This window comes from Parabacteroides sp. 20_3 (genome assembly GCF_964238835.1).
Taxonomy (GTDB): Bacteria; Bacteroidota; Bacteroidia; order Bacteroidales; family Tannerellaceae; genus Parabacteroides; species Parabacteroides distasonis.
Genome location: NZ_CAXSNO010000004.1, coordinates 274849 through 287739, shown reverse-complemented (window position 1 = coordinate 287739; position 12891 = coordinate 274849). Strand labels below are relative to the sequence as shown.

At 48.5% G+C, this 12891-nt stretch carries 8 protein-coding genes and 1 riboswitch; of the genes, 7 read left to right on the top strand and 1 reads right to left on the bottom strand.

Going from position 1 to position 12891, the window contains the following annotated elements:
* Positions 1 to 79: 79 nt before the first annotated feature.
* The 7 genes from mutA to ACESPU_RS10350 all read left to right on the top strand — a co-directional run bounded on the left by mutA (position 80) and on the right by ACESPU_RS10350 (position 10612).
* Positions 80 to 1939: a methylmalonyl-CoA mutase small subunit gene (gene mutA / locus ACESPU_RS10380; RefSeq protein ID WP_005867218.1), complete on the top strand. Its 1860-nt coding sequence runs from the start codon at positions 80 to 82 to the stop codon at positions 1937 to 1939.
* Positions 1940 to 1951: 12 nt separating this feature from the next.
* Positions 1952 to 4099, top strand: coding sequence for a methylmalonyl-CoA mutase (gene scpA / locus ACESPU_RS10375; RefSeq protein WP_005854126.1), 2148 nt, complete (start codon positions 1952 to 1954; stop codon positions 4097 to 4099).
* Between the two features lie 129 nt (positions 4100 to 4228).
* On the top strand, positions 4229 to 5083 hold the full coding sequence (gene coaW / locus ACESPU_RS10370; RefSeq protein WP_008773692.1) for a type II pantothenate kinase: 855 nt from the start codon (positions 4229 to 4231) through the stop codon (positions 5081 to 5083).
* 19 nt (positions 5084 to 5102) lie between these two features.
* A riboswitch (cobalamin riboswitch) is annotated at positions 5103 to 5306 on the top strand.
* 291 nt (positions 5307 to 5597) lie between these two features.
* A complete protein-coding gene (locus ACESPU_RS10365; protein WP_122378549.1) occupies positions 5598 to 6206 on the top strand; it encodes a porin family protein in 609 nt (202 codons plus the stop codon).
* Positions 6207 to 6293: 87 nt separating this feature from the next.
* A complete protein-coding gene (priA, locus tag ACESPU_RS10360; protein WP_373133347.1) occupies positions 6294 to 8756 on the top strand; it encodes a primosomal protein N' in 2463 nt (820 codons plus the stop codon).
* A gap of 41 nt (positions 8757 to 8797) precedes the next feature.
* Positions 8798 to 9310 carry a low molecular weight protein-tyrosine-phosphatase gene (locus ACESPU_RS10355; RefSeq protein WP_217772300.1) on the top strand — a complete coding sequence of 171 codons (513 nt, stop codon included), beginning with the start codon at positions 8798 to 8800 and terminating at the stop codon, positions 9308 to 9310.
* Positions 9311 to 9400: 90 nt separating this feature from the next.
* Positions 9401 to 10612, top strand: a complete 1212-nt coding sequence (locus tag ACESPU_RS10350; protein WP_373133346.1) for a 6-bladed beta-propeller — start codon at positions 9401 to 9403, stop codon at positions 10610 to 10612.
* A 149-nt stretch (positions 10613 to 10761) separates the two neighbouring features.
* Here ACESPU_RS10350 and ACESPU_RS10345 read toward each other — a convergent pair whose 3' ends face one another.
* Positions 10762 to 12801, bottom strand: a complete 2040-nt coding sequence (locus tag ACESPU_RS10345) for an HD family phosphohydrolase (protein ID WP_373133345.1) — start codon at positions 12799 to 12801, stop codon at positions 10762 to 10764.
* Positions 12802 to 12891: the final 90 nt, after the last annotated feature.

The window sequence follows — 12891 nt, the reverse complement described above, 5'->3', positions numbered from 1 at the left end:
TTATTCTACCTTTGCCATCTGTAATTGAACAAAATAGTATTGAACATTACTAATACCAGTTTAATAAACAACTAATATTATGGCAGAACTTAAAGAAAAACTTTTCTCAGAATTCGCTCCTGTGTCTACTGAAGAGTGGATGGCGAAGATAACGGCTGACCTGAAAGGGGTACCGTTTGAGAAAAAGCTTGTTTGGAAGACAGGCGAAGGATTTAATGTAAATCCTTTCTATCGTGCAGAAGACATCGAGGGTTTAAAGACTACAGAGTCTCTTCCCGGTGAATTCCCTTATGTTCGTGGAACGAAGAAAGACAACGATTGGAAGGTACGCCAGAACATTGAAGTTTGCTGCTTCAAGGGTGCTAACGAGAAAGCACTTGACCTTTTGACGAAAGGTGTTACTTCTCTTGGGTTCATCATCAAAGGTGATGAGGTGAACGAGGAGAATATAGCTACTTTATTAGAAGGTATTTGTCCGGCTTCCGTAGAATTGAACTTCAACACTTGCAACTGCAAAGCGGAGAAGTTGATCGGTATCTTGGCTGACTACTTCAAAGGCAAGGGTGTCGACGCAGAGAAGTGCTACGGTTCTGTAAACTATGACGCTTTCAAGAAACCTTTAGTAAAAGGTAAAGAAAACAGTGAGTGGGTAGAAGGTGCCGCAGCTGTGCTCAAAGCTGGACAGGCTTTGCCTAACTACCGTGTATTGGCTGTAAATGCGTTCCTTTTCAACAATGCTGGCGCTTACATTTCTCAGGAATTAGGTTACGCCTTGGCTTGGGGTAACGAATTGATGGCAAAACTTACCGAGGCTGGTTTCACCGCTGACGAGGTTGCCAAGAAAATCAAATTCAATTTAGGTATCAGCTCTAACTACTTCATGGAAATCGCTAAGTTCCGTGCGGCTCGTTGGTTGTGGGCCGAGATCGTAGCCGCTTATAAGCCGGCCTGCGAATGCGCTTGCAAGATGGTTGCTCACGCACAGACTTCAGAGTGGAACATGACGGTTTACGATGCTCACGTAAACTTGCTTCGTTCTCAAACTGAGGCTATGTCTGCCGCTCTTGCCGGCGTAGACTCTATCACGGTTCGCCCGTTTGATAAGATTTACCAGACTCCAGACGATTTCTCCGAGCGTATCGCACGTAACCAACAATTATTATTGAAGGAAGAGTGCCACTTGGATAAGGTCGTTGACCCGTCTGCCGGTTCTTATTATGTAGAGGTATTGACGAATTCCTTGGCTGATGTCGCTTGGAAGTTGTTCTTGGAGGTTGAGGAAAAAGGAGGATTCTCCGTTGCCGTGAACGCAGGTGAGATCCAGAATGCCGTTAACGCTTCGAATGTAGCTCGTAAGAAAGCGGTTGCTACCCGTCGTGAGATATTGTTGGGTTCTAACCAGTATCCTAACTTCACGGAAGTAGCTGCCGATAAGATTCAAGAAAAAGGTTCTTGCTGTTGTGGCGGTGGTCATTGCGGTGAGGCAACGATCCCGGCTCTTGATTTCTCTCGCGGCGCTTCTGAATTCGAGGCTTTGCGTATGACGACAGAGAAGAGTGGCAAGACTCCGAAGGTATTTATGTTGACGATAGGTAACTTGGCGATGCGTTTGGCTCGTTCACAGTTCTCCGCTAACTTCTTCGGTTGTGCCGGATATAAGATAATTGATAACTTAGGCTTCGATACGGTTGAGGCTGGTGTTGAGGCTGCTGTCAAGGCTGGTGCCGAGATCGTGGTTCTTTGCTCTAGTGATGACGAGTATGCTGAATTCGCTCCTGCCGCTTACAAGGCTTTGGCCGGACGTGCCGAATTCGTTGTAGCCGGAGCTCCTGCTTGCGCGGACGACTTGAAGGCTCAAGGTATCGACCAGTTCGTAAATGTAAAGAGCAATGTGCTTGAGACATTGAAAGCATTCAACGCTAAATTAGGAATCGCTTAAGTATAAACAATTATGAGACCAAATTTTAAAAACATAGATATAAAGAATGCCGGATTCGCAGCTACAAACGCTGCCGAATGGGCAAAAGCCAATGGTATCGAGCCCAATTGGAAAACACCCGAGCATATCGAGGTGAAACCTGTATATACAAAAGAAGACTTGGAGGGTATGGAGCACTTGAACTATGCTTCTGGTTTGCCTCCTTATCTACGTGGCCCGTACAGCGGTATGTACGCTATGCGTCCTTGGACAATCCGTCAGTACGCAGGTTTCTCTACCGCTGAGGAGTCTAACGCTTTCTATCGCCGTAACTTGGCTTCCGGTCAGAAAGGTTTGTCCGTTGCGTTCGACCTTCCGACTCACCGTGGTTACGATGCCGACAACGAACGTGTGGTTGGTGATGTAGGTAAAGCGGGTGTATCTATCTGTTCCTTGGAGAACATGAAAGTGTTGTTCGATGGTATTCCTTTGAACAAGATGTCTGTTTCCATGACCATGAATGGTGGTGTGCTTCCGGTATTGGCATTCTATATCAACGCAGGTTTGGAGCAAGGTGCTAAGTTGGAGGAAATGGCCGGTACGATCCAGAACGATATATTGAAAGAGTTCATGGTACGTAATACCTATATCTATCCGCCTGAGTTCTCCATGAAGATTATCGCTGATATCTTCGAGTACACCTCTCAGAAGATGCCGAAGTTCAACTCTATCTCTATCTCCGGTTATCATATGCAGGAGGCTGGTGCTACGGCTGATATCGAGATGGCTTATACGTTGTGCGACGGTATGGAATATCTTCGTGCCGGTATCAACGCCGGTATCGATGTGGATGCGTTCGCTCCCCGTTTGTCATTCTTCTGGGCTATCGGTGTAAATCACTTCATGGAGATCGCCAAGATGCGTGCGGCTCGTATGTTGTGGGCGAAGATCGTGAAGAGCTTCGGCGCTAAGAACCCGAAATCATTGGCATTGCGTACACATAGCCAGACTTCCGGTTGGTCATTGACCGAGCAAGATCCGTTCAATAACGTAGGACGTACTTGTATCGAGGCTATGGCCGCTACATTAGGACATACACAATCTTTGCATACGAACGCATTGGATGAGGCGATCGCTTTGCCGACCGACTTCTCTGCTCGTATCGCTCGTAATACACAGATTTACATTCAGGAAGAGACTAAGATCTGTAAGGAGATCGACCCGTGGGCTGGTTCTTACTATGTAGAGTCTTTGACGAATGAGTTGGTACATAAAGGTTGGGCATTGATCCAAGAGATCGAGAGCATGGGTGGTATGGCGAAAGCCATCGAGACAGGTCTTCCTAAGATGCGTATCGAGGAAGCTGCCGCTCGTACACAGGCTCGTATCGACTCTGGTGTTCAGACCATCGTTGGTGTTAACAAATATCGTTTGCCGAAGGAAGATCCGATCGATATCCTTGAGATCGATAATACTGCCGTACGTAACGAGCAGATCGCCGCTTTGAAGGAGTTGCGTGCTAACCGTGACGAAGCAGCTGTTCAAAAAGCTTTGGCTGATATCACGGAGTGCGTGAAGACGAAGAAGGGCAACTTATTAGAGTTGGCTGTTAAGGCTGCCGGCTTGCGTGCGTCATTGGGAGAGATCTCCGATGCTTGCGAGGTGGTTGTAGGTCGTTATAAAGCAATCATTAGAACTATTTCAGGCGTGTATTCATCAGAAACTAAGAAAGACGCAGACTTCCAGAAAGCTTGCGAGCTTTGCGAGCAATTCGCTAAGAAAGAAGGCCGTCAGCCTCGTATCATGATCGCTAAGATGGGTCAGGACGGACACGACCGTGGCGCTAAAGTGGTCGCTACCGGTTACGCGGACTGTGGTTTCGACGTAGATATGGGACCGTTGTTCCAGACTCCGGCCGAGGCTGCCCGTCAAGCTGTGGAGAACGACGTTCACGTAATGGGCGTTTCTTCTTTGGCCGCTGGTCATAAGACGTTGGTTCCGCAGGTTATCGAGGAGTTGAAGAAACTAGGTCGTGAGGACATCATCGTTATTGCTGGAGGTGTAATCCCGGCTCAAGACTATGATTTCTTGTATAAGGCTGGCGTTGCCGCTATCTTTGGCCCGGGTACTTCCGTATCGAAGGCAGCTTGCCAGATCCTTGAGATCTTGTTAGGCGAATAAATGGAGTTTAGACCTTACGGTTTTTAAATAAAGAGAGGCTGGACAATTGATTTTGTCCGGCCTTTTTTAGTATTGTATGCGGGTTTATGTACTTTTGTAGCGATTATTCAATTAAAAAGGGAAAGAATCATGGGAATCGTTATAGGTATAGATGTGGGAGGTAGCACGACCAAGATCGTCGGCGTGGAGGATAAGAAGATCAAGAACCCGATGTTCGTGAAAGCTACCGATCCGGTAACCTCTTTATTCGGGGCCTTCGGTAAATATATTTATGATAATAACATCTCGCTCTCGAATATAGAGAAAGTGATCTTGACAGGTGTAGGTAGTGCTTATATCGATCAACCTTTATATGGCTTACCAACTGCGAAGACGGATGAGTTCCTTGCGAATGGGCTAGGGGCGCAATATAATACGGGACTGGACAGTCTATTGGTGGTCAGCATGGGAACGGGTACCTCCTTTGTCAAGGTACAAGGCTCCACGATCGAGCATATCGGGGGATTGGGTATCGGTGGCGGAACAATCCTCGGCTTGTCTAAGCTATTATTGAAAACGCATGACTTTCACCAAATAGCGTCTTTGGCCGAGCACGGTTCCTTGAATGATATCGACTTGCATATCCGGGATATTACGCCGCATCCGCTACCCGGCCTGCCGCTGGACGTGACAGCCTCTATTTTCGGAAAAGCGGACGCGAACGCTAAGGTTGAGGATATCGCTCTCGGTATCGTTCATATGGTCTTGCAGACCATCGGACAAGGAGCTGTTTTCGCCTCGTTAAATGGCGATATCAAGAATATCGTATTGATCGGTAACCTGACTCGCTTGCCACAATGCCCGGATATTTTCCCCCGTCTGGAGGAGATGTGCGATGTCCATTTCAAGATACCGGAGTATGCCGAGTATCGCACGGCTATCGGGGCGGCTTTATGCTATATCAGGAACCGGGAATATAAGGATATTTTTTGTGGAAAGTGTTAGGCTACATCAAAACTTTATGTATCTTTGCTACATGCTTTGTTCCCTTTCGGCAATCGCCGGATAGGGATTAAAAGGGAATCGGGTGAGAATCCCGGACAGTCCCGCTGCTGTAAGCTTCATAAACGGGTTGAGCAATACTGTTGCCACTGTTCATTCAAGTGAATGGGAAGGCGCTTAAGACCGGAAGTAAGTCAGAAGACCTGCAAGGCGTGTATATTTTCGACGGCTTCGAGGAAAGGCCGGAAGAGAACGCAAGAACCGTATCCGGTTTTTACTATTCTTTATCCAAGGTTTTCTTATCAAGTCGTCTCATGGTTTCGGATAATTATTTTGCCATAATAATTAGGGAAAGAAGCATGAATCTGACCGACGGGATGAGCTCCGTGTGTAAGATGCATGCTTTCTTTGCGTTTAAAGGACTGGGGTATTCCGTGAACACTCTATAGAGAATATTTGTTTATTATTAGAAAAGTGCGTTTATTTGCAACGAGTAATTAACAAAAGAAGTATGAATATGAAGAAAATTGTGGGACTTGTTATGGTTGCCTTGCTAGCGTTGATGGCGCTTCCGGCGAACGCTCAGCTTAAATTCGGTATCAAGGGAGGTGTGAATATATCGTCTGTTCATTTCAACTCGGACGTGTTGAAAGCGGATAATGTAACCGGCTTTCAAGTGGGTCCGATGATCGAGACGACCTTACCGTTGGTCGGTGTCGGGATCGATGCGGCGGTGTTGTATTCGCAAAAAGGTTTGGAGACGACCTCGGCTGGCGGGGTTAAGACTTCGATGAAGACGGATTATATCGATGTTCCGGTCAACTTGAAATGGAAATTCGGTTTACCGATCGTCAAGGCGTATTTGGCAGCCGGTCCGTATATCGGTTTCCGTGTAGGCGGTGATAAATTTTGGGATATCCCGGGTTCCGTAGCGGATCAGGTGAAGGCGAAGAATTTCAGCGCAGGTTTTAACTTCGGTGCCGGCGTGGAACTGATCAGTCACTTGCAGGTGGGTTTCAATTATGGTCTGGGACTGACTGATAACTATAGCATTGAGAAGGTGAACCTCTCCGACGGTGCCGGAAAGAACCGTGGATGGTCTATCACGGCAGCGATCTTGTTCTAAATAGGTGAAAATAAAATGAGAGAGGCTGGGCTTTAGAAGTCCGGCCTTTTTTGTTATTTTTGGGCTCGTAATGAAACACCTGTTTGAATGAAATACGCGGACGTCATACTTCCCCTTCCTTTGGAGAATAGCTATACCTATCGGATACCCGAAGATCTGGAGAGAGCCGTGATTCCCGGTTGCCGGGTGATCGTGCATTTCGGGAAGAAACGATATTATACGGCTATCGTCATGGAGGTACACGACCGGGAACCGGTATCCGATTTTGAGACGAAGGAGATCTACGCTTTGCTGGATGCCACGCCGGTGCTCCGCCGTCCGCAACTCCGTTTCTGGAAATGGATATCTTCTTATTATATATGTAAGCTGGGCGACGTGTATAAGGCGGCCTTGCCTTCCGGCTTAAAGTTGGAAAGCGAGACGGCGGTTACTTATAATGAGGATTTCGAGGCCACCGCCCCCTTGCGCCCGAACGAGCAAGCGGTACTGGATGCCTTTAGCGGGGTTTTGAAATTGACGATCTCGGAGTTGGAGAAGAAGACCGGTCTCCGAAATGTTGTCCCGATCGTCTCTTCCTTGATGGTGAAAGGGGCGGTCGAGGTGAGCGAGGAGCTAAAGCGAGGATTCGTTCCAAAGACACAGGCGTTTATCCGTTTGGCCGAGGCTTACCGGGATGAGACGAAATTACAGGCGGTGTTCGAGGATTTGAAACGAGCGAAGAAGCAAGAGCTTCTGTTGGTCAGCTTCTTGGATTTAAGCCATACGTTAAATCCTGCTTTATCGAAGGAGCTTTCCAAGAAAGAGCTATTGGAACGCAGTGGTTATACCTCTGCGGTATTGGAGGGTCTGCTGAAACGGGGTATCTTGGAGAGTTACGAGAAAGAGGTGGGGCGTTTGCAAGTATCCGTCTGCCGCTTGCAAGAGCCGAATCCGCTCAGTCCGGCGCAAGAGAAAGCCTATGGAGAGATCCATGAGGCTTTCAAGACGAAGGAGGTCTGCTTGCTTCATGGCGTGACTTCCAGTGGTAAGACCGAGATATACGTCCGTTTGATCCATGAGGTCTTGCGGCTGGGGCGGCAGGTTTTATATATGTTGCCGGAGATCGCTATCACGACCCAGATCACGGAACGGCTGGCGAAATTATTCGGGGATAAGCTATTGGTCTACCACTCTAAGTTCTCGGATAACGAGCGGGTGGAAGTTTGGAATAAGCTATTGCATAACGACGAGCCTATGCTGGTATTGGGGGTCCGTTCTTCCCTCTTCCTTCCATTTAAGGACTTGGGCTTGATTATCGTGGACGAGGAGCATGAGAATACGTATAAACAGCAAGACCCGGCACCCCGTTACCATGCCCGTAACGCTGCCATCGTCTTGGCGGGTATGCACGGCGGTAAGACCTTATTGGGTTCCGCCACCCCCTCCATCGATTCTTATTTCAACGCTACGGCGGGGAAATACGGTCTGGTCGAGCTATCCACCCGCTACGGTGATTGCTTGATGCCGGAGATTATTACGGTGGACGTGAAGGAGCTAAAGCGCAAGAAGATCATGAAAGATACCCTTTTCTCCCCTCAGTTGGTGGAGAAGGTGCGGGAGGCCCTATCTCGGGGCGAGCAGGCGATCCTATTCCAAAACCGCCGGGGATTCGCCCCAATGATTGAGTGCCGGGGGTGCGGATGGGTGCCTCGTTGCGTGAATTGCGACGTGAGCCTTACCTATCACAAGGCGCATAATCAGCTGGTTTGCCATTATTGCGGTTATACCTACCGCTTGCCGCAGGTATGTCCTGAGTGTAAGGGGACGGAGTTCAAGATGCAAGGCTTCGGTACGGAAAAGGTGGAGGAGGAGATCGCCGGGTTATTCCCAGCGGCGAAGGTGGAGCGGCTGGATTTCGATACGGCCCGTACCCGCACGGCTTACGAGCGGATCATCTCGGATTTCGAGAAGGGGAAGACACAAATCTTGATTGGTACCCAGATGTTGTCGAAGGGATTGGATTTCGGGAATGTCAGCGTGGTTGGAATCCTAAGCGCCGATAGCCTGATGAACTTCCCGGACTTCCGGGCGCACGAGCGGGCTTATCAATTGATGGTACAGGTTAGCGGACGTGCCGGACGACGGGATAAGCGGGGTACGGTGATCTTGCAGACTACCCAGCCGGAGCATCCTTTGATCCGTATGGTGCAGCATTTTGCTTATAAGGAAATGGTGAGCTTGCAATTGAGCGAGCGTAGTATGTTCCGTTACCCGCCTTACTACCGTTTGATCGTCTTGATCCTTCGGAGTCGGAATGAGGAGGCTTTGCAGGAAATGTCTGCTTTATACGCCGAGAAACTTCGTGCTCGTTTGGGTGAGCGGGTGTTGGGGCCGGTTACGCCGCCTATCACCCGGGTACAGACGCTTCATATCAAGAAGATCGTCTTGAAGATCGAGATATCCGCCGGGATCGCTCCGCTTCGTGAGATATTGGAGGGTATTCATACTGAGATGCAAGGATATGTACCGTTTAAGCAGTTGCTGGTTCATTATGATGTGGACCCGGCTTGAGAATTGAAAATGGAGAATTGAAAATTGAAAATTAAAAATTAATGGAAAGGAGCTTAGTGATGAAGGAGGAGAAGGTACGATTGTTGTTTGTGTGCTTGGGGAATATATGTCGCTCTCCGTCGGCGGAGGCAGTAATGAAGAGGTTGGTGAAGGATGCGGGATTGGGAGATCGGATTGAGATCGATTCCGCCGGGATCACCGGGTATCATGAAGGAGACCGGGCGGATTCACGGATGCGGGCGCATGCGGCCCGTAGGGGATATGTGTTGGATTCGATCTCCCGTCCGGTACGTCAGTGGGACTTCCATGACTTCGATTTGATTATCGGCATGGACGACCAAAATATAACGGACTTGAAACGGATGGCTCCCGATCTGGAATCCGTCGCTAAGATACATCGGATGACTGAGTTCTCCCGGAATAAGTTGTACGATCACGTCCCGGATCCTTATTATAGCGGTGCCGAAGGTTTCGAGTTGGTCTTGGATCTATTGGAAGACGCTTGCGCCGGGTTGTTGGAATACTTGGGGGAAGAAATGGAAATACGAAAATAAAAAAGGTTGTACGCTTATATCGTAATTCGTTTAATGTTTGTATATTGCGATGTTAATAACGAGGATGGTTAACTTTAAATTAATAGGACGATGAAGAATGAATTTCAAACATGGACAATTGCGGTTGCGCTTGCGGCTCTGACAGCTTGCGGTGATAGGACTGAGCAGGTAAACTACTTGAAGGATGCTCCGGTAGTAGCGACACGTGTGATGATCGATGGAGAAGAAATGATAGAGTTAGATCCGTCCCTGTTGAAAGATACGGTGATTTTCCCTCTTAGCTATTTTACCGAGGAACTTGAGATCATTAAATTGGATGACCGGGATGAGGCGTTGACCGGAGCACCTTATGCCTATGTCTCGGATCATCATATCATGACGGGGATGGTGAATAATATACCTTTTAAGTTATTCGACCGGAAAGGTAAGTATATTGCGGATGTGGGAAATATCGGGCAAGGTCCCGGAGAATATAGATTTATATATGCCGCTAAAATAGATGAATCTACCCAACGGATTTATATGTTGCCTTTCTTCGGAAAGGAGTTGCTGGTGTATGACTTTAGGGGGAATATCTGTCCACCCGTACCTCTGGTGCATGAGGGGATTGTCGCTCAATTCGCTTTGCGGGGGGATACGGTGGTTATATTGGGTTCCCCTCAACCTAATAAGTTTGCTTCCTGTGTATGGATGCAGGATTTGAAAGGAAACTTGATCCATGAGTTTCCGACCGATCGGCTGGACTTTGATTTCCGTGGGGTGACGGTCAACTCCCAGCAGAACACGGAACGTATCGATTTTAGCTTCTGGATTCCGAAGGCTCAATTGGATTCCCTTTATGAAGTGAACTTGGAGAAGGGAGAGTTGATCCCTCGCTTTACCGCCCATTTCAAGGGAGAGGCTTTGAAGCCACATATGTATGGTGAGTTTCCGGATCATTATGTGGGTGAGGCTACCGGACAATGGATTCAGTCCAAGACTGATGATGACGGGAATATCCAGCGGCGTATAGCCGGCGATTTACCGACCTATTATATCGTAGATAAACAGACCCTGCGTGGTGCTTACTTCGGTATAGAGAATGATTTTCTGGATGGAGAGCGATTAGAGATGCCGTTGGGACTGAACTATGGTTATTATATGACTTGTCTGGAGCCAAGTGTCTTGTCGGAGAGGATAGAGAAAGCACTCCATTCTAACCATCTCACGGAACAAATGCGTAAACGTCTTACTGAGGTACAGGCCGGTCTCACAGAGAATGATAATAATTATCTCCTTTATGCGAAGCTGAAAAGGCGCTAAAAACGACCTCTTTTATCCTATCTGATTACGATGCCCATCGTAAGGTTGCTAGAATGCCCATCGTAAGATGCTTATAACTGCGATTATAAGAACCTTACAATAGGCATTATGGTTCTGTGCCGATGGCTGTATGCCTATCTGCTTGATAATTATTGTTTTTTCAAGTCCGGATAGCTGATTCGGGTATGGAACATCGTTTTCAGCTTGTCTACGAATACGCTCTTCACGGTCTCCACGTCCTTGAAGGTTAACGGAGCGCTCTTTAGCAAGCCGTCGGCGATCTGCCCGTCGATGATCTTGTTCACCAAGGCGCTGATACTTTCCTCGGTATGTTCCTTCAGGCTGCGGGAGGCAGCTTCCACGGAATCGGCCATCATTAGTACGGCGGTCTCCTTCGAGAAAGGGTCCGGACCGGGGTAGGTGAATAGCTCGTCGTTAATCGGCTTGTCCGGGTATTGATTCTTGAAAGAGTTGTAGAAATACTTCGCTTTGCCACGTCCGTGGTGGGTACGGATGAAACTGATAACCGCCTTGGGTAGCATGGCCTTCTCGGCAATCTTCACGCCCTCGGTGACGTGGCTGATGATGATCTGCGCGCTCTGGTCGAATGCCAGCTGGTTATGCGGGTTCACGCTTGTCTGGTTCTCGGTGAAGAAGACTGGGTTGCTCATCTTTCCGATGTCATGGTAAAGGGCGCCGGTACGTACCAGTTGGGCGTTGGCGCCGATCTTGGCGGCCGCCTCGGAAGCGAGGATGGATACCTGCAAGGAGTGCTGGAACGTGCCCGGGCAAGTCTCGCTAAGCTTTTTCAAGATCGGGTTGTTGATGTTGGACAGTTCCACCAAGGTGATGTCCGATACGTAGCCGAACGTCTTCTCCAGCATATATACCAATACGTAGGTGAACATGACGAGGATGAAGTTGATGCCGAAATAGAGCATCATCATCCAGTTGATCTTATTCAGGTTCGCCTCTTGGAACAACGTGAGGCTCATGTAGCAGATGGCGTACGAGAGGAAGATGAAGAATGCGCACCGGATCAGTTGCGAACGTTCGCTCAGGTTTCTCAGGCTGAACGTCACGACCATGCCCGCTATGGTTTGTAGCAACAGGAACTCATGCGGGAAAGGTACCATCAACGAGCAGATCAGCACGATGATAAGGTGCGTGAAAAGCGCCGTCCGGGAATCGAAGAAGGTACGTACTACGATCGGTACGATGGCGAACGGCAATATATATACGTTGAATAATGCGTAGGTAACACATAGTTCCGTAAGGATGCAACTCACGAATATGCAGAGGATCAAGAATAGTACGTTCTTCCGGTTGTGGAATATCTTCAAGCGGAAAGACCATAGGTAGAGCCAGAAACAGAACATTAGCCCGAAGACGAGCACGAATTGTCCGGCCAATATGATGCCTTGCGTCTGCGTGCCCCCGGTCTTGGCCTCGTGTATGGCCTTTAGGGAACGGAGCACATTGTAGGTATGGTTGTCGATGATCTCGCCCCGGTCTACGATACGTTCTCCGGCTTGTACCATGCCGTTGGCGATCGATACGCCCTGTAGCATATCCTCCTTGATCTTGTCGGACATGTCAGCGGCATAGGATATGTTCTCGGTGAGGTAGTTATTGATGTCACACGATTGCAGGATGGATTTGTCCAGCCGTGACGGGCAGTTGTTGATAATGAACTCGTAGGCGGTGCGCACGGTGAAGAAGTCGCTCACGTAGCGGGGCTGTGCGACGGCGTTCTCCAAGAGGTTGACACGGGAATATTCCTCTTTCCGTAGCTCGTCCAGATCCTGCGACGAGATGATACCGTTCTTGTATAAGTTAATTAGACTGCTCTCGATGTACTGCATGTAAGCGGGGGATACTTTGCTTCGCAGGCTATTGTCGTTATTGTAGTTGGTGCGCAGTTTCTCGACTTCTTCCTTCTGGATGCCGGGGTTCATGCGGTAATAAGGCTCGAACTTACGGAGTACGCTGTCTTTCTCCGCTTTTACCTCGTCGTCGGTCTTGTAGATCGGGAAATCGCTCGGGGCGGTGAGCAATCCGTACCTCCAAGGCTTGCCTTCATAGAACTGATAACGGAATTTACCCTCCCGGGGGAAGAAGTAGGCGATAAGTAATGCGGTCACCACGAAGTAGACCACGGTCGGTATATTGTAATTCTTTTGTTTCATATAGATTCCTTTTAGCGTCCGAAATATACGTAAAAAACTTCACTAAGCGGAAAAAAAGGCGTACTTTTGCCGCATTATTATAGAATGTAA

Coding starts and splice junctions, on each gene's coding strand:
- ACESPU_RS10345 (WP_373133345.1), bottom strand. CDS start 12,801: ATGAAACAAAAGAATTACAATATACCGACCGTGGTCTACTTCGTGGTG.
- ACESPU_RS10365 (WP_122378549.1), top strand. CDS start 5,598: ATGAAGAAAATTGTGGGACTTGTTATGGTTGCCTTGCTAGCGTTGATG.
- coaW (WP_008773692.1), top strand. CDS start 4,229: ATGGGAATCGTTATAGGTATAGATGTGGGAGGTAGCACGACCAAGATC.
- priA (WP_373133347.1), top strand. CDS start 6,294: ATGAAATACGCGGACGTCATACTTCCCCTTCCTTTGGAGAATAGCTAT.
- scpA (WP_005854126.1), top strand. CDS start 1,952: ATGAGACCAAATTTTAAAAACATAGATATAAAGAATGCCGGATTCGCA.
- ACESPU_RS10350 (WP_373133346.1), top strand. CDS start 9,401: ATGAAGAATGAATTTCAAACATGGACAATTGCGGTTGCGCTTGCGGCT.
- mutA (WP_005867218.1), top strand. CDS start 80: ATGGCAGAACTTAAAGAAAAACTTTTCTCAGAATTCGCTCCTGTGTCT.
- ACESPU_RS10355 (WP_217772300.1), top strand. CDS start 8,798: ATGGAAAGGAGCTTAGTGATGAAGGAGGAGAAGGTACGATTGTTGTTT.